23 protein-coding genes and 1 pseudogene are annotated in these 24,463 nt (G+C 67.9%); 16 read left to right on the plus strand and 8 right to left on the minus strand.

Annotated features, from left to right (window positions below):
• Nucleotides 1–34 precede the first annotated feature (34 nt).
• The 3 genes from AB0O28_RS03745 (at nt 35) to AB0O28_RS03755 (ending at nt 4,453) form a co-directional block, all read left to right on the plus strand.
• The gene (locus AB0O28_RS03745; RefSeq protein WP_363635901.1) at nt 35–1,438 is read left to right on the plus strand and encodes an MFS transporter; all 1,404 of its coding nucleotides are present in this window, start codon (nt 35–37) and stop codon (nt 1,436–1,438) included.
• The gene (locus AB0O28_RS03750) at nt 1,435–3,129 is read left to right on the plus strand and encodes a class I adenylate-forming enzyme family protein (protein ID WP_363635903.1); all 1,695 of its coding nucleotides are present in this window, start codon (nt 1,435–1,437) and stop codon (nt 3,127–3,129) included. The genes AB0O28_RS03745 and AB0O28_RS03750 overlap by 4 nt, the downstream gene beginning before the upstream one ends.
• Nucleotides 3,130–3,211: 82 nt before the next feature.
• Nucleotides 3,212–4,453: a nucleotide disphospho-sugar-binding domain-containing protein gene (locus tag AB0O28_RS03755; protein ID WP_363635905.1), complete on the plus strand. Its 1,242-nt coding sequence runs from the start codon at nt 3,212–3,214 to the stop codon at nt 4,451–4,453.
• Between the two features lie 91 nt (nt 4,454–4,544).
• On the opposite strand, the gene AB0O28_RS03760 is transcribed toward AB0O28_RS03755, so the two are convergent.
• Nucleotides 4,545–6,254, minus strand: coding sequence for a cellulose binding domain-containing protein (locus tag AB0O28_RS03760; RefSeq protein WP_363635907.1), 1,710 nt, complete (start codon nt 6,252–6,254; stop codon nt 4,545–4,547).
• A 629-nt stretch (nt 6,255–6,883) separates the two neighbouring features.
• Between AB0O28_RS03760 and AB0O28_RS03765 the strand changes: the two genes are divergently transcribed.
• Both AB0O28_RS03765 and AB0O28_RS03770 read left to right on the plus strand, forming a co-directional pair.
• Nucleotides 6,884–7,843 (plus strand): alpha/beta fold hydrolase, encoded by a 960-nt coding sequence (locus AB0O28_RS03765; protein ID WP_363635909.1) that lies wholly within the window; start codon nt 6,884–6,886, stop codon nt 7,841–7,843.
• Nucleotides 7,844–8,094: 251 nt separating this feature from the next.
• Nucleotides 8,095–8,967, plus strand: a complete 873-nt coding sequence (locus tag AB0O28_RS03770; RefSeq protein WP_363635911.1) for an aldo/keto reductase family oxidoreductase — start codon at nt 8,095–8,097, stop codon at nt 8,965–8,967.
• Nucleotides 8,968–9,007: 40 nt separating this feature from the next.
• Here AB0O28_RS03770 and AB0O28_RS03775 read toward each other — a convergent pair whose 3' ends face one another.
• Nucleotides 9,008–9,466, minus strand: a complete 459-nt coding sequence (locus AB0O28_RS03775; RefSeq protein ID WP_363635913.1) for a helix-turn-helix domain-containing protein — start codon at nt 9,464–9,466, stop codon at nt 9,008–9,010.
• A gap of 255 nt (nt 9,467–9,721) precedes the next feature.
• Between AB0O28_RS03775 and AB0O28_RS03780 the strand changes: the two genes are divergently transcribed.
• Entirely contained in the window at nt 9,722–10,084 is a 363-nt protein-coding gene (locus AB0O28_RS03780) for a nuclear transport factor 2 family protein (protein ID WP_363635915.1), read from the plus strand.
• A 69-nt stretch (nt 10,085–10,153) separates the two neighbouring features.
• Here AB0O28_RS03780 and AB0O28_RS03785 read toward each other — a convergent pair whose 3' ends face one another.
• A complete protein-coding gene (locus AB0O28_RS03785) occupies nt 10,154–10,729 on the minus strand; it encodes a TetR family transcriptional regulator (RefSeq protein ID WP_363635917.1) in 576 nt (191 codons plus the stop codon).
• 122 nt (nt 10,730–10,851) lie between these two features.
• Between AB0O28_RS03785 and AB0O28_RS03790 the strand changes: the two genes are divergently transcribed.
• Complete coding sequence (locus tag AB0O28_RS03790; RefSeq protein ID WP_363635919.1) at nt 10,852–11,754, plus strand: SDR family oxidoreductase; 903 nt, start codon at nt 10,852–10,854, stop codon at nt 11,752–11,754.
• A 5-nt stretch (nt 11,755–11,759) separates the two neighbouring features.
• On the opposite strand, the gene AB0O28_RS03795 is transcribed toward AB0O28_RS03790, so the two are convergent.
• Entirely contained in the window at nt 11,760–11,957 is a 198-nt protein-coding gene (locus AB0O28_RS03795; protein WP_363635921.1) for a hypothetical protein, read from the minus strand.
• A 153-nt stretch (nt 11,958–12,110) separates the two neighbouring features.
• Here AB0O28_RS03795 and AB0O28_RS03800 point away from each other — a divergent pair, with 153 nt between their 5' ends.
• Together AB0O28_RS03800 and AB0O28_RS03805 are read left to right on the plus strand one after the other, a co-directional pair.
• On the plus strand, nt 12,111–13,073 hold the full coding sequence (locus tag AB0O28_RS03800; protein ID WP_363635923.1) for a rubrerythrin family protein: 963 nt from the start codon (nt 12,111–12,113) through the stop codon (nt 13,071–13,073).
• A 46-nt stretch (nt 13,074–13,119) separates the two neighbouring features.
• Nucleotides 13,120–13,599, plus strand: coding sequence for a hypothetical protein (locus tag AB0O28_RS03805; protein WP_363635925.1), 480 nt, complete (start codon nt 13,120–13,122; stop codon nt 13,597–13,599).
• On the opposite strand, the gene AB0O28_RS03810 is transcribed toward AB0O28_RS03805, so the two are convergent.
• Nucleotides 13,495–14,049, minus strand: coding sequence for a hypothetical protein (locus AB0O28_RS03810; RefSeq protein WP_363635927.1), 555 nt, complete (start codon nt 14,047–14,049; stop codon nt 13,495–13,497). The two genes, AB0O28_RS03805 and AB0O28_RS03810, sit on opposite strands and share 105 nt — an antisense overlap.
• A gap of 566 nt (nt 14,050–14,615) precedes the next feature.
• Here AB0O28_RS03810 and AB0O28_RS03815 point away from each other — a divergent pair.
• Nucleotides 14,616–15,815, plus strand: a complete 1,200-nt coding sequence (locus tag AB0O28_RS03815) for an RNA ligase RtcB family protein (protein WP_363635929.1) — start codon at nt 14,616–14,618, stop codon at nt 15,813–15,815.
• A complete protein-coding gene (gene prfH / locus AB0O28_RS03820; protein WP_363635931.1) occupies nt 15,812–16,501 on the plus strand; it encodes a peptide chain release factor H in 690 nt (229 codons plus the stop codon). Before AB0O28_RS03815 ends, prfH begins: the two co-directional genes overlap by 4 nt.
• Nucleotides 16,502–16,575: 74 nt before the next feature.
• On the opposite strand, the gene AB0O28_RS03825 is transcribed toward prfH, so the two are convergent.
• Together AB0O28_RS03825 and AB0O28_RS03830 are read right to left on the minus strand one after the other, a co-directional pair.
• Nucleotides 16,576–16,977, minus strand: coding sequence for a MerR family transcriptional regulator (locus AB0O28_RS03825; protein ID WP_363635933.1), 402 nt, complete (start codon nt 16,975–16,977; stop codon nt 16,576–16,578).
• A 26-nt stretch (nt 16,978–17,003) separates the two neighbouring features.
• Complete coding sequence (locus AB0O28_RS03830) at nt 17,004–17,756, minus strand: SDR family oxidoreductase (protein WP_363635935.1); 753 nt, start codon at nt 17,754–17,756, stop codon at nt 17,004–17,006.
• Between the two features lie 374 nt (nt 17,757–18,130).
• Here AB0O28_RS03830 and AB0O28_RS03835 point away from each other — a divergent pair, with 374 nt between their 5' ends.
• Nucleotides 18,131–18,337, plus strand: coding sequence for a cold-shock protein (locus AB0O28_RS03835; RefSeq protein WP_036324202.1), 207 nt, complete (start codon nt 18,131–18,133; stop codon nt 18,335–18,337).
• 164 nt (nt 18,338–18,501) lie between these two features.
• Here the strand turns inward: AB0O28_RS03835 and AB0O28_RS03840 are convergent, their stop codons facing one another.
• On the minus strand, nt 18,502–18,903 hold the full coding sequence (locus AB0O28_RS03840) for a helix-turn-helix domain-containing protein (RefSeq protein WP_363635937.1): 402 nt from the start codon (nt 18,901–18,903) through the stop codon (nt 18,502–18,504).
• Between the two features lie 1,268 nt (nt 18,904–20,171).
• Between AB0O28_RS03840 and AB0O28_RS03845 the strand changes: the two genes are divergently transcribed.
• The 4 genes and pseudogenes from AB0O28_RS03845 (at nt 20,172) to AB0O28_RS03860 (ending at nt 24,460) form a co-directional block, all read left to right on the plus strand.
• Nucleotides 20,172–21,674 carry a S1 family peptidase gene (locus AB0O28_RS03845; protein ID WP_363635939.1) on the plus strand — a complete coding sequence of 501 codons (1,503 nt, stop codon included), beginning with the start codon at nt 20,172–20,174 and terminating at the stop codon, nt 21,672–21,674.
• Nucleotides 21,675–21,850: 176 nt separating this feature from the next.
• Nucleotides 21,851–22,351, plus strand: a complete 501-nt coding sequence (locus AB0O28_RS03850) for a hypothetical protein (RefSeq protein ID WP_363635941.1) — start codon at nt 21,851–21,853, stop codon at nt 22,349–22,351.
• 780 nt (nt 22,352–23,131) lie between these two features.
• Nucleotides 23,132–23,311: pseudogene (locus AB0O28_RS03855) on the plus strand (IS5/IS1182 family transposase); the annotation flags it as partial.
• A 495-nt stretch (nt 23,312–23,806) separates the two neighbouring features.
• On the plus strand, nt 23,807–24,460 hold the full coding sequence (locus tag AB0O28_RS03860) for a C39 family peptidase (RefSeq protein WP_363635943.1): 654 nt from the start codon (nt 23,807–23,809) through the stop codon (nt 24,458–24,460).
• Nucleotides 24,461–24,463: the final 3 nt, after the last annotated feature.

The following is a 24,463-nucleotide window of genomic DNA, read 5'->3' on the forward strand; positions in this document are numbered from 1 at the left end:
TGCGGGCCAGGCTCATACCCACCCCGCCGGCGCCATGAGACCGAACAGGTGGTGGATGCTCGGCGCGGTGTCGATGGCGACGTTCATGCTCCTGCTGGACGTCACCGTGGTCAACGTGGCGCTCCCCGACATCCAGCGGACGTTGCACGCCACCTTCTTCGACCTCGCCTGGGTGATCGACGCCTACGCGCTCACCCTGGCCGCGTTCCTGCTGACCGCCGGATCGCTGGCCGACCGGCTCGGCCGGCGCCGGATCTTCGTCGCCGGGCTGGCGCTGTTCACCGCCGCGTCCCTGCTGTGCGGCCTGGCCGGCGCCCCGCTCATGCTGAACGTGGCCCGCGCGTTCCAGGGGGTCGGCGGCGCGGTGATGTACGCCGTCGCGCCGGCCCTGATCGCCAACGCCTTCCACGGCCGGGAGCGCGGCATCGCCTTCGGCGTCTCCGGCGGCGTCACCGGGCTGGCCGTCGCCGTCGGCCCGTTGATCGGCGGGGCTCTGACGGAGGTCAGCTGGCGTTGGGTGTTCCTGCTGAACGTGCCCATCGGCCTGGCCGTCGCCCTGGTCATGCTGGCGCGCGCCGAAGAGTCGCGCGCCGCGGGCGGCCGGATCGACTGGCGCGGTGTCGACTGGCCCGGGGCGGCGCTGCTGTCCTCGTCGCTGGTCATGCTGGTGTTCGCGCTCATGCGCGGCGCCGAGGCGGGCTGGGGAAGCGTCCTCATCGTGACGCTGCTGGCCGGCGCGGCGGTCCTGCTGGTCGCCTTCGTGCTGGTGGAGCGGGCACGCCCCGAGCCCATGCTCGATCTGGGGTTGTTCCGCAACCGGTCGTTCGCCGGTCTGTCCCTGGCGACGGTGGCCGTGAACGCCGCCGTCTACGCGGCCCTGCTGTTCATGGTGCTCTACCTGCAGAACACCCTGCACCACACCTCGTTCGAGACCGGCCTGCGCTTCCTGCCCTTCACCCTGGTGCTGTTCGTCGCCGCCGCGGTGACGGGGACGTTCGCCGCCCGGATCCCGGCCGCGCTGCTCATCGGCGGCGGCAGCCTTGCCGTCGGCGCGGGATTCCTGGTGACCGACGTGGAGACGGGCTCCCCGTGGACCGCGCTGCTGCCCGGCATGCTGCTCGCCGGTCTCGGCATGGGCCTGTTCAACCCGGCACGCGCCGCCACCGCGGTCGACCTGGTCCCGCTGTCGAGGGCCGGGATGTCCTCGGGTGTGAGCGAGACCTTCCAGCAGGGCGGCGTGGCCCTGGGCATCGCCGCCCTGGCGAAGGCCGGAACGGCGGGACCCGTCGCGGGGGTCAACGCCGTGATGAACGTCGCCGGATGGATCGCGGTCGTGGGCGCCGTGTTCGGACTCGCGCTCATCAGGCGCCGCGACTTCCACCAGGCCGCGACCGAGACGGACCAGCAGCCCGACGCCTACCTGGAGAGACGACCATGACCTCGGCCACCGAGCCCCCGACGATCCCCCGCTTCCTGACCGACTACACGCCCACCCGGTATCGCAGGCGCTTCACCCCCTTCTCCCGTGTGCCGGCCACCGGGCACATGGGCGAGGTCTGGCACGTGGCCGCCCGGCGCAACCCCGCCCAGCTGGTCATCGTGGACCGGCCCTGTGACATCGACCCAGACGGGCCGGTCGAGCGCACGTACGCCGAATGGGCCACGCTGGTGGACGATGCGGCGGCCTGGCTGCACGCCGCGGGCGTGCGGGCGTGGGACCGGGTCGCCATCATGAAGGCCAACCACCTCGACGTCGCCCTGCTCGGCTGCGCCGCCGCGCGCATCGGCGCCGTGCCGGCGATGCTGTCGGGCACGTTCGGCCCCGAGGCCGCCCGCGCGCTGCTGACCCGCCTGGAGCGGCCCTTCCTCGTCACCGACCGGGCCCACGTCGACAGCTGCGGGATCGGCCCGGACGTCGTCGCCGGCCTGACCGCGATGACGATCTGCGTCGACTCCTACGACGAGCGGCCCGATCTCGTCCGGCTCGCCTCCCTGAAAGGCGCTCCGGCCGTGGCCCCGGCGCTGCGTCCGCCGCACGAGCCCATGGTGATCACTCACACTTCCGGCACGACCGGCATCCCCAAGCTGGTCATGCACTCGGCGGACTCGGCGTACTCGCTGGCTCTGGTCGAGGCGGAACGCTGGCCCAAGTTCGGGCTGCGCGCCGACGACGTCATGGTCTTCTGCGACCCCTTCTGCCACCAGCGCATGACCACCGGCCTGCCCGCCATGGCCACCGTCGCCCCGCGCATGCTCATGCTGTCGGATCCCAGGTCCCCGGCGGTCAAGGACCTGCTGCTGCGGCACCGGCCGACCGTCGTCGAAACCCTGCCCAACATCTATCTGTTCTGGGAGAAGCTGGCCCGCGACCCGGCCAGGCCGTTCGCCGGCGTGCGGCTGTTCATCAACTCCTTCGACGCGATCCACACCCGCACGATCCGCACCTTCCTCGCCGCCACCGACCGGCGGGCTCCGGTCTGGGTGCAGTCGTGGAGCCAGAGCGAGAACGGCGCCCTGGTCATCCGCCCCTACCTGCGCGGCTCGGTCAAGCGGCGCGGTCTGCGGCCGCCGCCGACCCAGGTGCTCGGCTGGCCGCTCCCGTCCGTCGCCAAGGTCCGCGCCGTCGACCCCGCGACCGGCCGCCCCGTACGGCACGGCGAGGTCGGCCTGATCGAGATCTCCCAGCCCGGCCGCTGCCTGGCCTATGTCGGAGAACAGGACCGGCACGACCTCAAGCGCAACGGCGTGTGGTGGAACACCGGCGACCTCGGCGTGATCAACCGGTGGGGCGCGGTCCGCCTGGTCGACAGAGAGATCGACCGCATTCCCGGCGGCAGTGCGATCGAGCTGGAAGACGTCCTGCTCGACCGGCTGCCGCAGACCACCGAGGTCGTCATTCTGCCCGTCGCGGGCGGCCTGCCCGTCCCCGTACTCAGCACGGACGAGGACGTCCCGCTCGACCCCCGGGCCTGGGCCGCGGCCACGGTGGACCTGCCGCCGCTGGCCGAGCCGATCCAGATCCGCTGGGAGGACTTCCCACGGACCGGCACCTGGAAGATTCGCCGGGTCCAGCTTCGCGAGCAGCTGCTCGACGGCGCGCAGGCCGTCGGCATCGGGCGCTGGACGTGACGGCGATGAGCGAGCGTAGCGAGCGAATCAGGGAACACAGCGTCTGGCGCATGCCGCTCCGAGCCGAAGGCGAGGAGGTGGCATGAGCCGTTATCTGGCCTACACCGCGCCCGGCAGCGGGCACCTGTACCCCCTGATCCCCACCCTTCAGGAGTTGCGCCGCCGCGGCCACGAGGTCGTCGTCCGGGCCGAGCGGGACCACCTTCCCCTCCTGCACGAGCTCGGCTTCGACGCCGAGGCGATCGCCCCCGAGATCGAGGCGCGGCCCGACGACACCTGGCAGGCCCGCACCCCGGTCGGCGCCATGCGCCGGTCTGTGGCCATGTTCGTCGACCGCGCCCGGCACGAGGTCGACGACATCAAGCGGGCCATGAAGGACGCGCCGCCCGACGCGATTCTGATCGACAACAACTGCTGGGGCGCCGCCGCCGCGGTGCAGGCGTCCGGCGTCCCCTGGGCGCAGGCCGCCACCTTCCTGCTGCCGCTGACCACCCCGGACGCACCGCCGTTCGGCCTCGGCCTGAAGCCCTCCCGCAGCCTGCCGGCCCGGCTGCGGGACGCCGTCCTCGCCAAGTCGGCCCTGCCGATCTTCGATATGGCGCTGCCCCCGATCAACGCCCTGCGCCGCGAGCTCGGCCTGCGCCCCGTCAGGCACGTCCCCGACCTGTACATGCTGGCGCCCCTGGTGCTCAGCTACACCGCCGAGCCGCTGGAATACCCGCGTACGCACCTGCCCGCCTCTGTGCGCATGGTCGGCCCCGCCGACTGGGATCCGGCGGCGGGGGAGCCCGAGCCTGACTGGCTGGCGCGCATGGAGCGGCCCGTCGTGCTCGTCACGATCTCGACGGTGTTCCAGGACGACGGCAAGCTCATCCAGACCGCGCTCGACGCTCTGGAAGACGAGCCGTACGACGTGGTGGTCACCACCGCGTCCCTGGACCCCGGCCGGTTCCGCCGGCCGGCCAACGTCCATCTCGAACGGTTCGTACCGCACAGCCTGGTGTTGAAGCGGGCGTCGGCCGTGGTGTGCCACGGCGGCATGGGGATCACGCAGAAATCCCTGCTCCACGGCGTACCGGTGTGCGTCGTTCCGTTCGGCAGAGACCAGCTCGAAGTCGCCCGCCGCGTCATCGAAGCCGGCGCCGGAACCAGGCTGCCGGTCTCCCGTCTCACCCCCGACGGCCTCCGCCTGGCCGTACGCGCGGCCATCGCGAGAAAGCGACAGGCCGAGCGGGTCGGCGCCCGGCTCCGCGCCGCCGGAGGCGAGACGGCCGCCGCCGGCGCCCTCGAGCGGCTCCTGGCCCCCGAGGTGAAAACGGCGTGATCACGGGCTCTCCGCCGGCCCGGGCACGCTGACGCGTCCGCATGCGGCCCCTCCCGCGCCGGAGGGGCCGCACGGGTGTTTCAGATACCCGTCAGACGACGTCGCAGGGGGTGCCGTTGAGGGTGAAGGAGGTCGGCTTGGAGGTGTTGCCGTTGTGGGAGGCCTGGAATCCGATGTCGACGGTGGCCCCGGGGGCGAGCGTGCCGTTGTAGCTGACGTTGCGCGCGCTCACCTGACCGCTGGACGGCGAGTAGGTGGCGTTCCAGCCCGAGGTGATGGACTGGCCGGAGGGCAGGGTGAAGGCCAGCGTCCAGCCGTTGACCGTCGAGGTCCCGGTGTTGGTGATGCTGATGCTGGCGGTGAAGCCGTCCCCCCAGGAGTTCATCGTGTAGGCGACCCGGAACTGCCCCGTCCCGGTGCCGCCACTGGGCGACGTGGCGGGCGAGGGGCTGGGTGACACCGGGGGCGACACGACGGGCGACGGGCTGGGCGACTGGCCGCCGCTGAGGCTGGTCACGAAGGTCGTCATGCTGCGGGCGGGAAGCGTGACGGTGAGGGAGCCGTTCGACATGCTGGTCGCCGCCTGGGGTGCGACGTTCCTGCTCCCGTCGGTCACCCAGGACGAGACACCGGCCGAGCCGGCGTTCGCCACGGTGAACTGCTGGCTCACCGCGGAGGTGTTCTTGTTGATGGCGACGATGACGACGGTGTTGCCACTCCGGTACGCCGAGACGTAGACGTTCGTCGCCGGGTTCGCCGTCGCGTCGATCCGCACATAACCCGGGCGGACGAACCTGGCGAACTGCGCCATGATGGCGCCGCGCTTGCTGATCTGGCCGTCCTCCCGCATGGGGCCGTAGCTGCGCCGGATGTACCACCAGACGTACGCCTGGAACTCGGCCTCCACCATGGCGCGGTGCATGTGCTCGCCCACGTCGAGCGCCTGGGGCCAGGTGTCGGCCGAGTCGGTGCTGTTGGGGTAGTACACCTCGGTCATCCAGAGTTCCTTGCCCGCGCCCTTCTGCTTGAAGAGGGGGTAGGGGAAGTTCGAGTACGGCGTGCCGTAGAGGTGGGCGCCGATGATGTCCACGTTGGCGAGCGCCGTGGAGTCGTTGAGGATCGGGTCCGACATGCTCTTGACGTACTGGAAGGACTCGGGCGCCATGACCCTGGTGTTGATCGAGCCGGCGTTCTCCCGCAGGAACCTGACCATCTCGGTGGAGGTCCACCACGTCCAGTCGTGCGCGTAGTCGGGCTCGTTCTGCACGGATATGGCGTACAGGTTCACCCCGTTGTTCTTCATGTACGTGCTGAAAGAGTTGAGATGCTGGGCGTACGCGGCGTACTGGTCGTACCTGAGCCGTTTCGCGTTGGTCTGACCTGAGCGGTTGAAGGTCTCGATCATGCTGGCGGGAGGGTTCCACGGCGACGCGAAAACGGTCACCCCGAGCTCGGCCGCACGCTTCGCCGTCGCCAGGTCACGGCCGAAGTCCGACTGGCTCTCGCCGACGGGGATCCGCAGGATGGAGAACCCCAGCTTGCCCTCGCCGGTGCCGAACGCCGTCTCCCGCTGGGCGGCTGTCAGGTCGCCGGCCCAGGCCGCGTGGGTCATGCCGCCGAAGCCCTTGATCGTCTGCCGCTGCGCCGACGGATTGACGGTCGCGGTGGCCGCCGCGGCCTCCGTGGCCCCCAGGACCGACGCCGCGGCCGTGATGACCGGCAAGGCCCCCATCGTCGTCAGGACGGATCTGCGGCTCAGCAACTTCCGCTCGCCGCCCACGGGCTCCTTCTGATCGTGCATCAGGTCTCCTCCTGCTCGGTGGTGCCATTCCCGCACCTTCTCGGTCCCGTCGGCCCGGACGGCGCCGGTGGCGTCGCCATCGGGGCAGACCTTGATCTTGTTATCGGCACTATTGTTGTTAGCGCTAACAATTGCTCGTATGGACCGGCACGTGAATGCGATGGGATGCGGACCGCTCAAGTGGTCACGCGGAGAGATAACACTCCAGCGGAGTGTTGTTCCGCCCCCGGCAGGGGTCAAGCAAGGGCGGACCAGTGAGCAGCTGAACTGCGCGAACGTCTTACTGAACCGTGAAATTTTCAGACCGGAATCTACCGGCCGATTTGCGATACCGGTCCGGAATGGCAGGAGCCGTCATGCCGGCGAACCGACCGGCGAGCACGCACCGCCGCCGCGTCGGACGTCCGCGCCGGTGGCCGGCATCACCGCGATCGAAGTCCGCGTCGGACACTCCCCCGGGGCGCCAGGTCCGGGCCCGCACGGCGGAGCGCGGCCCTCCCCTGTGGGCCCGTGCTTGTCCCCCACAGGAGCTACCGGTGAATGTCCACTGTGCGGTGACGATCCCGGACCGCCCGATCCGTAGCGTTACGACGCAGCCACGGCGCTCCGTGACTTCCCACCGCACCGCCGTGCGCATCACCCCGGCGTCGAACCCCTCACTGGAGGACCTCATGCTCCGCAGGATCAGGACAACCGTTGCGGCCGCGCTGTGCTGCACCGCGCTCGGAGCGGGGATCGCCGGCTGCGACGGCGACGCGTTGGACAACTGGGACCCCATGGCCCCCGCCACCACGAAAACAGCCGACGCCGCCCCGATCTCCGGCACCGAGAAGATCCATGTCGCGGGCCGGTCGGTGAACGTGTCCTGCTCGGGCGACCCGAAGAAGGGCGAGCCGGTCATCATGCTGATGCACGGGGCAGGCGACGGGCTGGACAAGCTGGCCGCCATCCAGAAGACACTGAGCGAGCAGAACCGGGTCTGTTCCTACGACCGGCTCGGCTCGGGCGCGAGCGACCAGCCGGACGGCCCGCAGAGCTTCTCGAGCACCGGGAAGATCCTGACCGGGGTGCTCGACCGCGTCGCCGGTGACAACCCGGTCGTCCTGGCCGGGCACTCACTGGGCGGGCTGATCGCCGCGAGGTACGCCCCCGACCACCAGGACAGGGTCAAGGGGCTGGTCCTGATGGACGCCACCCCGCCCACAATGCTGGACGACATCGAGAAGGCGATCCCCGAGTCCGCCACCGGCCCGGCGGCCGAGCTGCGCGCACAGAACCTCGCGGTATTCCAGGGCGAGAACCCGGAGAAGCTCGTCATGACCGACGGCAAGGTCCGTTCCGCCGGAGACATTCCGGTGGAGGTGATCCAGCATGGGAAGCAGTACCTCGCGGCCCTTCCCGAATACGGGCCGCGCCTGGAGCAAGCGTGGGCCGCGGGCCAGCGCAAGTGGCTCGCGCTGTCGAGCGACAGCAAGCTGAGCACGGCCAAGAACAGTGAGCACTACATCTACGTCGACCAGCCCGATGTCGCCGTCAAGGCCATCGAACGCGTCACCGCGCAGGCCGCACGTCAAGCGCACGGTGAGTGACCGGCCCGGCCAGGCCCAGGACCGGTCTCCTGGCCGGTGACATCGCCAAGCCGCAGATCGACGAGGAGTGGGTGACAGTCGAGGGAGGCCCCGCCCGACGCCGAGCGATCATCGTCGCCTCCTGCGGCTCGCCTCACCTGTGGGTGACTTACGCACTCTGAAGTGCGTTCTTCCCGTGAGAAAGCTACGCACCCATGATGGTGCAAGGCGCTGTCAGGCACCACCTCTGTTTCACCACGAAAGGCACGTCAATGAGCACGCTCTCCGCCTCGCTTCCCGGCGGCACCTGGCCCCTGGGCGACCTGACCGTCACCCGGTTCGGCTACGGCGCCATGCAGCTCGCCGGCCCCGGGGTCATGGGCCCGCCCGCCGATCGTGACGGCGCGCTCGCCGTCCTGCGCGAAGCCGTCGGCCTCGGCATCACCCACATCGACACCGCCGACGCCTACGGGCCGCACGTCACCAACCAGCTGATCCGCGAAACGCTGCACCCCTACTCCGACTCGCTGCACATCGTGACCAAGGTCGGCGCGACCCGGGACGAGCGGGGCGGCTGGCCCCCGGCACGTAAGCCCGACGACCTGCGCCGAGCCGTCAGCCTCAACCTGGAGAACCTCGGCCTCGAGACGCTGGACGTGGTCAACCTTCGGCTCGGCGACGCCCAGGGCCCCAAGCCCGGGTCGCTCGCCGAGGCGTTCGAGACGCTCGTCGAACTCCAGCGGCAGGGCCTGATCCGGCACCTCGGCGTGAGCAACGCGACGGCGGAGCAGGTCGCCGAGGCACGCTCGATCGCGCCGATCGTGTGCGTGCAGAACATGTACAACCTCGCCCACCGCCAGGACGACGAGCTCATCGACGAGCTCGCCGAGCAGGGCATCGCCTACGTGCCCTTCTTCCCGCTCGGCGGCTTCAGCCCGCTGCAGTCCTCGGCGCTGTCGGCCGTGGCCGCCCGGCTGGACGCGACGCCGATGTCTGTCGCCCTGGCCTGGTTGCTGCAGCGGTCGCCGAACATCCTGCTGATCCCCGGCACCTCGTCGGTGGCGCACCTGCGCGAGAACGTCGCAGGCGCGGGACTCTCACTCTCCGACGAGGATCTCGCCGAACTGGACAAGATCGGCCGCTGACGGCGGCTTTCGAGGGCTCTCCCACTGGCGTGGTGCTCCGTCAGGCGACGCGGCTGTCGTAGGTCTCGCGGTTGACGAGCACCTCGTCCATGTGCACCTCGGCCCATGCCTTGAGGCCGCGCATCATCTCGTACAGCGACAGACCGAGATCGGTCAGCTCGTAGGAGACAGTGACGGGCACGGTCGGCACCACGGTGCGGGCCACCAGGCCGTCGCGTTCCAGGGATCGCAGCGTCTGGGTGAGCATCTTCTGACTGATGCCGGCCAGCAGGCGGGCCAGCTCCGAGTAGCGCATCGCGCGAGGTTCGCCGACGCGGCGCTCACCGGCGCAGTCGGCGCCCGGCTGATGCGCGCTGTCGCTGCCGAGCGCGGCCAGGATCAGCGTGACCCATTTGTCGGAGATCCGGTCGAGCAGCTTGCGACTGGGGCAGGCCGCCACGAAGGCGTCGTACTCCACCTTGGCCTGTGCCCTCTGCTGGGCCGCCGTCATCGTCGCCATCCGCCGCTCCTCTCATCCGCGCCCGCCGTACGCACTCTGAAGTGCCTTCTTCCCGATAGAAAGCTACATGCAAACAGTGGTGCAAGGCGCTGCCAGGTAGCAGCCCCTGCCCGCACACGCAAGGCAAGTGGCGGGCACCAGAGCCGCCGCCCGTCGGCTTCGGCCACAAGATCCACACCCTTGCGCTAGTTGTATGCCACCCTTCGCCCCGTACCGTCCCCATCAGCGATCGAATCTGCGTGAGAGGGGACCGGCATGTCCGACGACGCGGTGCGGCGCGTGTTCCGATCAGTCGATTCGTTCGATCCTGACGAGTTCGGGCGGCTGCTGGCCGAGGATGCCACGCTGGTGTTCGGCAATGCCGAGCCGCTGGTGGGGCGTGAGGCCATCGTCGCCGGGCTTCGGGAGTTCTACTCCACCATCGGCGGCCTGCGCCACCGGATCGTGCGGAACTGGCGGGTGGATGCCGACATCATCGCCGAGACCGAGGTGACCTACCGGAGGCTCGATGGCAAGGATGCGAGCGCCGTAGCCGTATCGATCTGGCGCACCCGCGACGACGGCCTGATCTCGGACTATCGCATATTCGTCGATCTCGCCCCCGTCTACGCGGTCTAGCACTCCAGGCCTGGATCGAGCCGGGACGGGCAACCCGCAGCCGGCTGATCTACGCGCTCGCTCAGGCCGTTACTGGGCCGGCAGGGCGGTCGCGGAGAGGGCGCGCAGGTCGTCGAAGGCGTGGAGGAGATGTGCGTCCAAGCTCTGCGAGGGGTCGTCGATCCAGGCTTGGATCGCTTGGTGGAAGGCGGCCCAGCCGATCTGAGCAGCCAGGCCGGACAGCCGGTCGGTGACACCGCGCTGCCGCAGCGCCTCCGCTACGGCTTCGGTGATCGCCGCCGCCTTGGCCAGGTCGCGTTCACGGAGCGCCGGTGTCGCCGCGATGACCTGTAGCCGTGGTTCGGCGAACGGGCGGTTGTCCTCAAGGATCCGTTCGACCTTCCGGAAGGCGCGGAGCAGTGTTTCGAGCGGCTGGAGACCCTCGGGCGCTTCGGCCACCGCCTGCATCAGCGCGGCGCGCAGGTCGGATTCGCCGTCGAACAGCACCTCGCGCTTGTCCGGGAAGTGCCGGAAGAACGTGCGTTCGTTGACGCCGGCCCGGGCGGCGATCTCGGCCGTGGTGGTCTGGTCGAACCCGCGTTCCCGGTACAGCTCCAGGGCCGCCTGCTGAAGGCGGCGGCGCGCTTCTGCTCCGCTCCGTGGCACGCTCCGAGGATACCGCATGTGTCAGTCACTGGCACTACTTGACGCCAGTAACTGGCGCTACATACAGTCAGCGACCAGCGCTCCATAGCGCCAGTCACTGACGTTAAGCGGGAGAGTGTTTCATGCATGTCTTCGTCACTGGTGGTTCCGGCCAGACCGGCCCTGCCGTCGTCGCCGAGCTGATCGCGGCCGGCCACACCGTCACCGGTCTTGCGCGCTCGGACACCGCCGCCGCCCGGCTGGAGTCACTGGGGGCCACACCCCACCGCGGCTCCCTGGACGACCTCGAGAGTCTGCGCAGCGGCGCCGAAGCCGCCGATGGCGTCCTGCACATGGCCTACGGCGGTGACTTCTCCGACCTCGACGACATGATGAGGCGCGACCGGACCGCGATCGAGGCGCTCGGCCGGCCGTTGGAATACTCGGGCAAGCCGCTCGTCGTCACCTCGGGCACCCTGGTCATGCCCGCCGGCCGGGAGGCCACCGAGAAGGACGAGCCCGACACGGCCGGGATCGCCGCCTTCCGCATCGCGGGTGAGCGAGCGTGTCTGAGCTTCGCCACCCGGGGAGTACGCGCGAGCGTGGTCCGCCTCGCTCCTACCGTCCACGGCCCGGACGACCACGGTTTCATCCCCATGCTCATCGCCACCGCGCGAAAGACCGGCGTCTCGGCCTACGTCGCAGACGGCACCAACCGGTGGCCCGCGGTGCACCGGCTCGACGCGGCGGTTCTCTTCCGTCTTGCAGTGGAGAAGGCTGCCGCGGGCAGCGTGCTGCACGGAGTGGCCGAAAGCGGCGTCACCCTGAAGAGCATCGCGGAGACGATCGCCCAGGGCCTGGATCTGCCCACGGTCTCACTGACCCCCGACGAGGCCGCCACGCACTTCGTAAGCCCGTTCATGGCCACCGCCTACGGCTTCGACGGGCCTGTCTCCAGCTCTCACACGCGGGAACTGCTCGGCTGGTCGCCCACCCACCCGACACTGCTCGAAGACCTGGAGCACGGCGACTACTTGGCCTCCTGACTCCCTCACACCTGAAACAGCTCGTGACGGGTGGCCAGATCCGTCGGAAACATCGCGTGCTGCGGCACGAGCCAGCGCCGGGTGAGGGAGCCGGAGGATACATTCCTCGTCGCCGTCACCTTGTTGTCGTCCTGACGCCTGTTGGGGATGTGCTGCGCGGCGGCCGCAGCTGATCTACCGGCTTCGGTCCTCGCCAGTGTCATTCAGCCACCCCGCCGAGCCGAGGCCGCCAGTTGCATTGGCACTGGACGAGGTACGTGTGTCGGAGGCTTTAAGGGGTCGGCCGTTACCGATCGCCTCGGCGGGTACGCCGCGCTCTGTGGGCGGTGATGGTCAACCGGCGAGGAGGTCGAGGCATGGTTCCCTTCTCGAAGCGCGCATTAGTGACCGGCGCGTTCACTCTTGTCTTGAGCGTCCCGGCAGGTGGGGCGTTCGCGATGCCGGCTCTGTCGGACGACGGGTCGTCCGACGGTCCGCAGGTGCGGGTGTCGAATTCGCAAACCCTGGCCGATCTCGCGCAGTCGATGCGGGGTGAGGCGTTCGCCAGCGCCTCCTATCGGCTCTATGCGAAGCAGGCTCGACGGGAGGGCTTGCCGTCGGTGGGCCGGCTGTTCGAGCGGACCGCCGATGTGGAGCTGGGGGAGCATTTCAAGGAGGAGGCGGCGCTGAGTGGGCTGGTGGGCAGCGACGCCGCGAATCTGCGTGACGCGGTGAGCGGTGAGACGTATGAGTCCCAGAAGATGTACCCGGGGTTCGCTCAGCAGGCACGAGCCGATGGTGACAGTGCGGCGGCCACGCGCTTCTCCGAGATCGCGCGGGACGAAGGAGTGCACCGGGGGGAGTTCAGCACCGCACTGCACGTGGTGGAATCGGGCCAGGGCAGCGTGCCGGCGCCGTCGAAGGTCGAGGAGCCGACGCAGGTCCCGGCCGGTCCCCCGAAGGTGCAGGCGCAGCGGACCAAGGCCAACCTGGATACGGCCATGCACGGCGAGGCATTGGCTTACGCCAAGTATCGGCTGTATGCCGAACACGCCGAGAACCCGGCCGTGGCACGCCTGTTCCGGGGCAACGCCCAGGTGGAGCGGCGCGAACACTTCGCCGATGAGGCCAAGCTCGCAGGGCTCGTCGGTACGACGCGGTCCAACCTGACCAAAGCGATCTCCGGTGAGCGGTACGAGTCGCGGACCATGTATCCGACCTTCGCCAAGCGCGCCAAGGAGGCAGGAGACACCGGGGCGGCCACGCGCTTTTCGCACAATGCGAAGGACGAGGCCCGACACGCCCAAGCTTTTCAGAAGGCCCTGGACCGACTGTCGTGAGCAGGCGAGGCCGGTCCGTTGTGAGCCGGGCCGGGAAAGGGAGGGCATGGTGTTGGGTCTGCCCTTGCATCCGCTGTTCGCTCATGCCGTCGTGGCGTTCGTTCCGCTGGCCGCGCTCGGCGCGATCCTCATGGCCCTGTGGCCTGCGGCGGCGCGCCGGCTGTGGCCGGCGGTGCTGTTCGTCGCCACGATCGGGCTGGCAGCCGTTCCGTTGACGGTCGGCAGCGGCGAGACGCTGGAGGAAAAGGTCGGAGAAGGCGAACTCGTCGAAGACCATGCCAGGCTGGGTGAGCAGGTGTTGCCGTTCGTCATCGTGCTGTGGCTGGCCGTCGTGGCCATATGCGCCTGGGTCTACGTCACCGAGCGGGGCAGGCGGGCACCGGGCGAGCCGTCGGGGCCCAGGCCATGGTGGCGGATCACACTACCGGTGGCAGTGGCCGTACTGGCTCTGGTCGGCGGGATAAGAAGTACTGTCACCGTTGTAGCGGCGGGCCACAGCGGAGCGAAAGCCGTCTGGACGAAGTGAGGCGGACATCGCGCACCTGCCCTGGATTCCGACCAGCCTGTCTCCCGGGTCATGTGGGCGGCCGGGCTCCTCCGTGACCTCCTGCGGCGCCGACAACGCCAAGCCGCGGGCCCGCGCTTCCACGACGATCGCCTCGGCCAGCACGTGAGCGGACATCTGGTCGAGTGACGCCACCAGCCGCAGCACCTCCGACGGTGTCCGGCCGGGAGCGGCGGCGACCTGCAGAACCCGCGGACGGCCCGTGGTCAACGTGCCTGTCTTGTCCAGCAGCAGAGTGCGGGCCCGTCCCAGCCGCTCCAGCGCCCCACCGTCCCGGACGATGACGCCCTGGCGTGCCGCCCGCGACAACCCCGACACGATCGCGACCGGAGCGGCCAGCAGCAGCGGGCACGGGGTCGCCACCACCAAAACCGCCGCGCGGCGCGCGTTCCAGCAACGCACGCAGGTCACGCGACGCCCGGCGCTCCGCCGCCGCGTCCAGTGCCCGCCCGGTGTCCAGCATCACCGCGATCAACGCCCCGGCCAGATACTCTCCGACCGCCAGGGTCCCGGCCAGCGCCAGCGCCACGATCAGGTCGACGCCCGCCCGCCCCTTTCGCAACGCGGCGACCACCCACACCACCGCGGGCACGACGGCCACCGCGGTCCCCGCCATCCAGAACCCGTCCGCGACACTCGCGGCCCCGGCCAACCAGGCCACACCGCCGCCGACCAGCGCGCCACCGACCAGCGCGCCACCGGTCGCTGCCAGGAACACCGGCTCATGCCACCGCTCACCGACGGCACCAAGAGTGCGCAGCATGTCGTACGCGCGCCCCTCACGTCGTTGCGTGAGGGGTGCGTGCAGGCGTGCAAGCCCGTACGGCCGAAAATCGCTTGCCTCGCCTGGCGGGCTCAGGAAACGTTGTGCCCATGATGCTCTAACGGACAGCACCCCGCTCCACTTCGAGATGCCACGGCGCCGACTCGCCCCGTGATGCCGCCCGTCCATGATCTCTTCAGCAAAGAGAGCGTCTTTGTCTCAGCAACACTCCCGGCAGGAGTTTCTGCCTCCGTCCATCCCCGCCACGGGGCCGGCCACCGTCGCCGTGTTCGCCTCCCCCACCAGTTGGATCGAGTCCGATGCCGTCGCGCAGTGCCACCAGGTGGCCGCCCTCGACGGCATGATGCACGTCGCCGCCATGCCGGACCTGCACCCCGGCAAGGGCGCCCCCATCGGCGCCGCCATGGCCTCGACCGTCCTGTATCCGTTCCTGGTGGGCTCCGACATCGGTTGCGGCATCGCCGTGTTCCCTGTCACGCTCAAGCGCGCCGTACCCGAGAAGCTCGCCGCCCGGTTCCCCGATCTCGATCGCCCGCTGGACCCTGAGCAGGATGCCGACGACCCGGCCTGGGCCGTTGTGAAGGGCGATATCCCCGCCGGTCACCTCGAAGGCCTCGGAACGGTCGGCCGAGGCAACCACTTCGTCGAGCTGGCGCGCATCGGGACCGTCTCCGAACCGGACCACGCGAGCCGACTCGGACTCGCCACCGGTGACTTGGTCCTCATCGTCCACAGCGGCTCCCGGGGCTTGGGCGAACGGATCCTGCGAGCACACACTGAGCTCCATGGCGCCGGCCCCGCCCCTGATCCCGGGGCCTACCTGACGATGCATGACGACGCCGTACGCTGGGGATCACTCAACCGGCGGCTGCTGGCCGCCCGGGTCGCTCTTGCTCTGGGGTTCGAACCCACCGAGCCGATCGTCGACCAGTGCCACAACCTGGTCGAGGTCCGCGACGGGATCTACCTGCACCGCAAGGGGGCGGCGCCGGGCGACGGCCGCGACGTGCTCGTCGCCGGTACACGAGGCACCCCTTCCTACCTGGTGGCCGGCCACGCCGGGCCGGACGCCAACCATTCCGTGGCACACGGCGCTGGCCGCAAGATGTCCCGTGCGGACGCCCTGCGCCGGGGCCGTGCCAAGCACACGGTCGAAGAGCTGCGCCGCACACCGATGGGATCACTGGTGGTGTGCGGCGACCGCCAGCTCCTCTTCGAGGAGGCGCCGACGGCCTACAAGCGCATCGAGCAGGTCATCGCCGACCTCGTCGACCACGACCTGGCCACGCCCGTGGCCACCACCATCCCTCTGGTCACCTACAAGACGCCCGACCTCGGCTCCACACCCAAAAAGGACCCCCGGGACCACCGCCGCAAGCGAGGCCGGCCGTGAGCGTCCACCTGCTCCTGTCGGCCGGGCGTGGCCCGCAGGAGTGTGCCTGGGCGCTGGCCCAGCTGCTGCACCGCCTGGAAGCCGACGCCACCCGGCAGGGGCTGCAGACCCATCGGACCCGAGCTGTCCCCGGGGACCGGGCCGGCACCTACCGATCGGTCCTCATCCAGATCTCAGGAGACGGCGCCGAGGCGTTCGCCGCCTCGTGGACCGGCACCCTGTGCTGGCAGGCTCCCAGCCCGTACCGGGCCGGCACCGGACGGAAGAACTGGTACGTCATCGCCCAACCGTGCCGGGTCGACACCCCACGCACCACCTTCGCCGAAGCAGACGTCGACATCGTCGCCTGCCGCACCGGCGGCCCCGGCGGTCAACATCGCAACAAAGCCAGCACCGCCGTACGGGCGACCCACCGGCCCACCGGGATCGTCGTCGTGGTCGACACCGAGCGGCAGTTCAGCCTCAACCGCCGCATCGCCATACGGCTGCTGCGACAGGCCATCGAGCACGGCGACTTGGCGGCAGAGCGCGCCGCCACCACCGACCGCTGGCGCATCCACGATGATCTCGTACGCGGAAACCCCACCCGCATCGAACGTCCGGAACCGTCGAAGCAGGACCTTGCCCCCCAGAAGCAGACGCGCCGACGACAGCGGCAGTCCACCCGACCGCGCCCGCCGCGGTAGCGGAATACGATCAAGTTCGGCCGCCGAGCCGTGGCCACCCGATATCTACGAGGCCCCGGTCCTCATCGCCACCGTCAACGAGTGGCTGTGACCGTGGGACGCGGATCAGGCGACTGAGCGGATCTTTTCCTCGTCACCCGACGCAGCGTCGCCGCCAACCGGTCGCGTGCCTCGATCTGGACGGCAATGCGCTCATTGAGGGCGGCAAGGCGATCCAGCGCGATCTGAATGCCCCTGTCCGAGGGGGGCGTGGCCACCACGTCACCATCCAGGCACGGCAGGTACGCACGGACATCTGCCAGGGTGAGACCGGCGGCCAGCAGATGGCGGATGTTACGAACCCGCACCACCACGTCCTCGGCGTAGACCCGGTAGCCGTTGGGTGCCCGCCTGGAGGTGATCAACCCCTCATCTTCGTAGTGCCGCAGCGCACGCGCGGTCGTGCCCGTGGCCCGCGCCAACTCGCCGATTCGCACCGACCCCACCTCCGCGGCCAGTCCTATCACGCGACCACCGCACCACCGTCCACGGGGAGCACCACTCCCGTGACGAATGAGGCCTGTGGCGAGGCCAGTTGCGTGATCGCCCACGCCACCTCCTCGGGGCGGCCGATCCGTCCCAGCGGCGTATGGGCTGTCTGCCACTCCTTGACCGCGGTCATCTGCTCGGGCGACAGCCCTTGATGTCTACCGATCGGGGTCGCGATCCCGCCGGGTGCCACCGCGACCACTCGGACCCCGCGCGGCGCCAACTCCACCGCCCAGCTACGGGTGAGCAGTTCCAGGGCGACCTTCGTCGCCGCGTACACCGAGTTGCCCGGCCAAGCACGCTGCCCAATCGAGGTGCTCACGTTCACGATCACTCCGCCACGAATCTCCAGCGCGGGCAACGCGGCCTGCGCCAGCAGCATCGGCGCTACCAGGTTCGTCGTCATCTGCGTTTCGATCAGATCTTTGGTCAGCGTCCCGAGCGCCGCGCTGCGAACGATTCCCGCGTTGTTGACCAGCACGTCCAACCGACCGTGTGACTCCATGACGCCGCGCACGATCTCCTCCGCGGCATCCTCGGCGGTGACGTCAGCGGTCACCGGATGGATGCCGTCGAAGCCGGTGGCGGTCTCGGCCAGCAGTTCCGCCCTGCGGCCCACCGCCACTACCCGCGCGCCTTTGCCCGCGAACATCCGCGCCGTCGCACGGCCGATGCCTGTGCCGGCTCCGGTAACGATAACCACCTTGTCCTGCAGTGAGCTGTCCATGCGGGGAATCCTCAAACCCTGACGCCAACGGCAAGGTCAACGGCCGTCGGCACCTGGGCGGACGCTGCGGCCCGCAAACGACCGAAGGTCAGATCCCGGATGTTGGGAACTGGCCTCTGAGCTGGTACTTCGTGGCGGGGCTACCAGGACGTGAACCTGGGACCTCTTCCTTATCGGGCGGTACCACGCCTCACGTGTGCTAGGTTAGAAGCAGTTGCAGTTGTGGTACCCATGATGAACTTGTGTGCACCTGACGGTATGTAGCCTCGGGTGCATTTTTTGTTTTCCGGTCTTCTCCGGGTGTGGGCCTATCGCGGCAACGCGGAATTCGCGACAGTGCGGATTTCGGCTACGCCTATCAAGAGGAGATCAACATGGCTTCTGGCACCGTGAAGTGGTTCAACGCGGAAAAGGGCTTCGGCTTCATCGAGCAGGACGGCGGCGGCGCCGACGTCTTCGCACACTACTCGAACATCATCTCTCAGGGCGGCTACCGCGAGCTGCGCGATGGTCAGAGGGTGGCCTTCGATGTCACCCAGGGTCAGAAGGGCCCTCAGGCCGAGAACATCGTTCCCGCCTGACAAATAGCGCCACGTATCAGGGCTCACACCTCCACGGGTGCGGGCCCTGATTCGTTTCCGGCTACCGCATCGCTGCTGCACGAGAATCGGCGGCAGGAGATGCAACCACAGCCGGTTCCAAGACCCGGTCGGCTTCACGCTGCCGGGTCTTTTCACCGCCGCTGCTAGTGTCCGGCCGGGCGGTCGCGCGCGTTGTTGATGCGCAGCGCCTCGGCGAGCTGGTCTTCCAAGACAATGATCCGGCAGGCGGCTTCCACAGGAGTGCCCTGATCGACGAGTTCCCGGGCGCGCGCGGCCAGTCGCAGTTGGTAGCGGGAGAAGCGGCGATGGCCGCCGCTGGAGCGCATCGGCTCGATCAGTTTCGCGGCGCCCAGAGCCCGTAGGAACGCGGGGCTGACACCGAGCATCTCCGCGGCCGCGCCCATGCTGTAGGCGGGGTAGTCCTCATCGTCGAACCGATCCTCGAACCGATCTTCAGCCCTGAAACCAGCACTGAAGCCGGCCGTGTCCGCAGTCTTGCCGTGAGCGAGTGTGGCATCCCCGGCAGTCGAGCGAGGTTGATCCATACGTTCCTTTCCATCACACATACAGGGGGCCCCGGCACCTGTCGCGCCGGGGCCCCGAAGAGTTCAACACCATCTACCGGCCATCTGGCCGGCTTACTGTTTTCCGCGTCCGCCGTACTGAGCGGCGGTGGTGCGGGGATCGCGGATGCGTGACCGTAGACCACCTTCCTATCTGTGGAACTGCGGTACCCGAGCGGCGAGACTCAGCCGGCAACGGGCGATCCTGATGGCGTCAACACTCCCTTCATCTCTACCTTCCGGACCACTGTCCGGCTTCACTGCGGCAGCGCGTCCGTGATCATGGCCCCTGAACACTGCGCTGGGCCCGTCACTTCCGGCCTTCTGCCTCAACTCAACTTCGTCTTGCTCCGGGCGGTTCATCGTGGTGCTGGTACTTCCGCCGCCCGGCCGAACCGTTCCTTACGATATGAGAAACACTAGCCTCATCGGCAACAGAAGTCTACTGTCGCGAACATAGATTTTCGGTGTCCGGCACTGCAGAGCCTTCTGGCGGCGCCACCAGCGGGAACGTCGCCAACGCCGGGCCTCGTTCCGATCTCTCCGACCCCGCTCCCTGAGCTACGCGAGCCGGAGTGCTTGACCGGACCATGAGTGTGGACGGCGCCGGGCACATCGGCCGTCGGCGGGCATGCCGGGTAGCGTCTCGGCGGCCAGGATCATGATCGGGCCACCGTCGCGGCCGCCGCCGAGTCTGACGATGCCGTGGTCCTGTGGTTACGGATCGCTCGTGACGAGTAGGCCTTACTCGCCCCCAGCCGGGCGCCGACTGCGCCGGCCGGCGGACCAGGCGATGCGCCGCTCTAGCCCGCCTGCTGACGGCGTCAGCCAGAAGATGCTCACCCTCCAGGAGCGCGACCCGGATCGCCCGTGAGCAGGATGGCGGCTCCGTCCGTCCCGGCCGTGGCCAGGAATGTCGCGAGCTCGGCGAGCGCGCGGTCTCGGCCTCCGCCGAGATGAAACGCGAGCACAACACGGCGAAACGCTGCGTCAACGGAATGAAGGAGTGGCGTGGTGTTGCCCGGCTTTCGGCTTCGACAAGACCGTGCAGAGCTATCTCGCCGACCTCAATTCTCGCAGGTATCTCCTGTATCAAGGGCCCCGCCCTGCCCAAAGATTCGAACTACACACAGGCCCTAGCATTGTTATTTTTCCCGGTCAAGATCTTGATAAGTGATCCAGCTCATGGATCATAGGCAAGAAGGGGCTCCAACTAGTCGTCATATCATCTGTCAAGGGGGATTACCGGATTGAATCGTCTCCTCAAAATCGTTCTCAGCGCAGCCGTCGCATCCATCCTCTCCACACCTCCGACTACGGCAGTATTGGCTTCCCCTGCACCCCCGGCAGCCGGAAGCCCCGAGCCGACAGAGGCGGCGGCCAAGGGGACCCTGGCAATCACGCTATCCGCCCAGGAGCAGCCGAAGCTTGAGCGGCCGACCCTCGAAGGGATCAAGCGCGCCTCGCAAGGAAAAGGCATCTCCTTAGAGCAAGCCATCAGGAACTACGCGGTCAATTTGGTACAGAAGAACCCCGACGTCGAGGGGAAGCTCCCCGACGGCCCTGTTCCGGATCCCGATATCGACATCGACGGCATTCCGTATGCAGAACTGATAGATCTTCAGGGCGTCGCCAAGGCGAAGGGAATCTCCTTCGAAGAGGCTATCGACCGGTACGCCTGGAGTCCGGCGATCAATACGGTGGCCGCTCAGCTTCGTGCGGAGTTCCCTGACCAGCTGGCGGATGTGGCCATCGTGGACGGCGGTCGCGCCGTGCGAATGGGCTTCAAGGGGGATGTGCCGGACAAAGCCATCAGCCTTGCAAAGACGTTGCCCGTTGAGGTGAATCTGTATAGCGGACGAGGGTTCTCTGAAACGGAACTGCAGGCGGCACGCGAATCGGCGCGCGAGAGCATCGCCAAACGTGATGACGTCGCCCTTATCATCAGCAGATACAATGCCGAAACGGGGCGCGTGACTTTCACGGTGAAGCCGAAGGCGGCGCTCCTCGATGGCGCGAACCGTGACAATCTCGCCTCGGCGATGCGGCCCGCCCAGCCAAGCAATCCAGAGATCGAAATCGACATCAAAATCGATGACGGCTTGCACCTTACCAAGTTGGACGGGTATCTGCGCGGCGGCGGCCTACTCAATAACTCATCCGTTCCATATTACTGCACAAACGGCTTCAATATCATAAACTCATCTACGAATGAAAAGGGAAGTGCTACCGCACGTCACTGCGGCGACCATGCACAATATTACCAATACCAAAATCATTCCAGTTACGACACGGCTACTACGACGGTGGGTCGCGCTTTCCGAGCCGTCGACTTCGACCTCGCCCGATACACCGGCGGCAATCTGACGTATACTCGCACGTTCTATTACGATCAGAATTCGCCTAGATACGCCCATGATGTGGGAACGTCCCCAGTGATCGGGCAACCTGTTTGCAAGTTCGGCAGAACGACCGGCGCGACCTGTGACGACATAGTCGACACGAATGTGGACATCACCAATGACATTAAAGATGGGAAGCATTGGTACGGAAACATCGAGACGGACGACATAGCCGACCTCGGAGACAGCGGCGGTCCGCTGTACTACGGCAACAGGGCTTGGGGCATAACCTCCGCGACCACCGACTGCACGATCTGCGATACCCGTTCCCTGTTCGTGGCGGCGGATCGGATCAATGACGCCGGTGGAATGGGCAGCAAGTGGAACGTCTGGGTGTGCTCGACGTGCTGATCGCAAGGAGCGGTGAGCGGAGGCGCCGCTAGCCGGTGTACACACGCCAAGAGGGGCGCGGATGGCCAATCGAGCTCGCCGCGCCCCTCTTGGCTTGCGTGTGAGTATCTCCGATTCCGCGACGCCCGTCTTCGCCGGCGTGTGAACCGGGACCGCGCGGAGAACGTGTAAAGAGAGTGACGCGTAAGCACTGGGCCGTCATCATCGTCTCCGCTGCCGGGCTCGGCCTGGTGGCGCTGCTGTGGTGGACCGCGACCGACAGCGACCGTCAGCTCGAACGGCATGTACAGCTGGCTCTTGAGCGCTACGAGCATGCCTTCACCAAAGCCGGTGCCCAGGCGACGCTGACACCTCTTCCGCGAGACCCATACAGCCCCGTTCTTGGCGTGCCCGCTGTGCGGAAAGCCACCATTCACCGAGATGGATGGACAGTCACCGCCGAGTTCATCGGCGGAAGCACCACCGGTCCTTGTGGCGTCGACTACACCGGGCGAGCGGTCGAATCCGAACACGCGGTCCTGATCGTGGTGGAGGGGCATCCGCATGAGTACGGAAGGTTGTGCACGGCCGGGGGATACTCCAGGCAGGTGACTTTACGGCTCAACCGCCCTCTGGGCGGGCGGGCGGTATTGGAGGCCGTGGGGGGAATGCCTGTTCCCGTCACCCTCGAGAGATAACAGGGCCTCAGTCGGCCAGGTAGCAGCGGGTAACGGGCGACCACAAGAACCGTCACCAGGAACACGACCTTCAGTGGCCTTCTGGCTGGGCTACCGCTGTCCCCAGGCGTCGATGAGTTCGCGTTCCCACTCTGCGGACAGGCCGTGGTGAGACTGGCGATCGTAGGCGGAAGGGCCGCCGCTCTCCTTATGAGGGATAGCACGCCCGCGCCTTTGGCCTGGTCGACCGGGGCGCCGTCCGGCCGGGCATGCGGGCCGACCTGCTGGTCGACGGCGACCCGACCCGGGACATCATGGCCACCCGCGACATCCGCGCCGTCTGGTGCGCCGGTCACCCCGTCACTTCGGCCACCGCACGCGAACCTTGCAACCTGAGCGACTGCACGAGCGGAGGTTCCGTAACGGCGGCGGCGTCGAGCCGCGACCATCTCACTGATCAACGCCGCAGATCGTCGCCGCCGGGAGGTGACCTACTGACTGGAACGTCTGAACCGTGATCAGCTCAGCCGGGTCCGATCACGGAAAGTGTGCCTGATCCAGTTTTCACGCGTCGTCGACAACCGCTACCCGGATGCTTCCCGCTTCCTTCTAACAGCGATTCCATGCCTCTCGGATAGCAGGTGGCGAGGTCAGCGACGATCTCGGTCCTTGATTGAGCCCCACCTGCCGTTGGGCGAGCAGGGACCGATCCCGGACCTGCGGCGGCAGTCAACGGGGTGAGTGGCGCTTCCCTGCGGGCATTCCATGGCGGGACCTGCCCGCGGAGTACGGGCCGTGGTCCGCCCGGCCGGCCACAATCGGGACCTGTACAAGGAACGCGACACGGCTGAGCGCTGCATCAATCGGATGAAGAAGTGGCGTGGCCTGGCCTTTCGCTTCGACAAAATTTCCAAGAGCTATCTCGCCGGCCTTCACTTACGTCGTGCCATTGTGTGGATCCGTAGCCTCCGGCCCGCTTGAAGATGCGAAATCCGTCAGGCCCTAATCTCGGTACTATCGCCTGGCCAAAGCTGTCACAGATGCTGCGCCAGTGGCCGGATTAGGCCACGGGACGGAGATGTTTACGCCAGTCCTCTTTCGAGGCAGAGGGACGGGAAGTCGCAGAGCGATGCGATCCCCCGAAGGCCGAGGCGTGGGCGCTTTCGACCCGGACCTCACGGTTCGCGCTGAGGAGGCACGTCCGTGCGGGGCGCGGCTGGTCGCGGCCGGAGCGGAAAGCAGAGACGTAATGAGCGGCCCCCAATTGAAATGTGAGCCCCACTCTGTTTGTTTCGGTACAACCTGACAGGTTGTGCTTATTGTGAGCGCAGTTGTGGCTCTCTTAACATCACTGGCGTGGGCCCTCCCGGGCCCCGGCCAGGAGGCGCATCAATGGGGTTGCCACGGGAATACGGCGACGACGTAACCGGCATAGCGAAGGGATGACGCCGCGTGTCACAACCAGACGAAAGCGTGATGATTAAGAGTCTCGGCTCAACATACTGGAGCTGGCGTCAATACCAGGAAAAGACATACTGGTGTTGGAACGCGACAACGGTCAGCATCGCGAACTTCTACGCCAACGCGGCAGCATGGACCCAGTGCGGGTTCGCCACCGCGGTCCTCAACAGGAAAGACTCCCGGCTCGCCGCCCAACAACCGTTCCAGTGCTGCCCGGATGGCGCGTTACGCGGGGACTGCAACCAGGGCTGGTGGCCGGATGCCGGGCCGCTACAGCAAGCCGGGGTCTACGTCCCGGCCCCCGAAGATGCCAGGAATTACGTCGACTGGGTGGAGGCACCCGGGTGGGTGCAGGTCAGAAGGTTCCCGGCGTTGACGAAGAACGAGGTCAAGGCGGAGATAGACGCCGGACGCCCGATCATGATGAACATCGGCTGGGGTGGCAACCTCTCCGGCCACATCGTCAACATCTGGGGGTACAGCTACCGCCCGGAGACCGGTGAACTGGTGCACGTCTGGGTGCATGACCCGTGGCAGGGCACTCACGGGACATACGCGGGCCAGGAGAACGATCCCATCATGTGGGTCGCGTGGGAGACGCTCTTCGGCGGCTACCCGGGCGGCCCGAACGGCACCTGGAACAGGACCTTCAAGACTCGGCGAAACTAGCCT

Origin of the sequence: Microbispora sp. NPDC088329, from assembly GCF_040685655.1 — a bacterium.
Lineage (GTDB): Bacteria > Actinomycetota > Actinomycetes > Streptosporangiales > Streptosporangiaceae > Microbispora.

Excerpts from the sequence above, each read along its gene's own strand:
- AB0O28_RS03780 (WP_363635915.1), top strand. The coding sequence starts at position 9,722 with ATGTCCGACGACGCGGTGCGGCGCGTGTTCCGATCAGTCGATTCGTTC.
- AB0O28_RS03795 (WP_363635921.1), bottom strand. The coding sequence starts at position 11,957 with ATGACACTGGCGAGGACCGAAGCCGGTAGATCAGCTGCGGCCGCCGCG.
- AB0O28_RS03760 (WP_363635907.1), bottom strand. The coding sequence starts at position 6,254 with ATGCACGATCAGAAGGAGCCCGTGGGCGGCGAGCGGAAGTTGCTGAGC.
- AB0O28_RS03805 (WP_363635925.1), top strand. The coding sequence starts at position 13,120 with ATGGTGTTGGGTCTGCCCTTGCATCCGCTGTTCGCTCATGCCGTCGTG.
- AB0O28_RS03860 (WP_363635943.1), top strand. The coding sequence starts at position 23,807 with ATGATTAAGAGTCTCGGCTCAACATACTGGAGCTGGCGTCAATACCAG.
- AB0O28_RS03755 (WP_363635905.1), top strand. The coding sequence starts at position 3,212 with ATGAGCCGTTATCTGGCCTACACCGCGCCCGGCAGCGGGCACCTGTAC.
- AB0O28_RS03750 (WP_363635903.1), top strand. The coding sequence starts at position 1,435 with ATGACCTCGGCCACCGAGCCCCCGACGATCCCCCGCTTCCTGACCGAC.
- AB0O28_RS03800 (WP_363635923.1), top strand. The coding sequence starts at position 12,111 with ATGGTTCCCTTCTCGAAGCGCGCATTAGTGACCGGCGCGTTCACTCTT.
- AB0O28_RS03830 (WP_363635935.1), bottom strand. The coding sequence starts at position 17,756 with ATGGACAGCTCACTGCAGGACAAGGTGGTTATCGTTACCGGAGCCGGC.
- AB0O28_RS03770 (WP_363635911.1), top strand. The coding sequence starts at position 8,095 with ATGAGCACGCTCTCCGCCTCGCTTCCCGGCGGCACCTGGCCCCTGGGC.
- AB0O28_RS03840 (WP_363635937.1), bottom strand. The coding sequence starts at position 18,903 with ATGGATCAACCTCGCTCGACTGCCGGGGATGCCACACTCGCTCACGGC.
- AB0O28_RS03775 (WP_363635913.1), bottom strand. The coding sequence starts at position 9,466 with ATGGCGACGATGACGGCGGCCCAGCAGAGGGCACAGGCCAAGGTGGAG.
- AB0O28_RS03745 (WP_363635901.1), top strand. The coding sequence starts at position 35 with ATGAGACCGAACAGGTGGTGGATGCTCGGCGCGGTGTCGATGGCGACG.
- AB0O28_RS03835 (WP_036324202.1), top strand. The coding sequence starts at position 18,131 with ATGGCTTCTGGCACCGTGAAGTGGTTCAACGCGGAAAAGGGCTTCGGC.
- AB0O28_RS03790 (WP_363635919.1), top strand. The coding sequence starts at position 10,852 with ATGCATGTCTTCGTCACTGGTGGTTCCGGCCAGACCGGCCCTGCCGTC.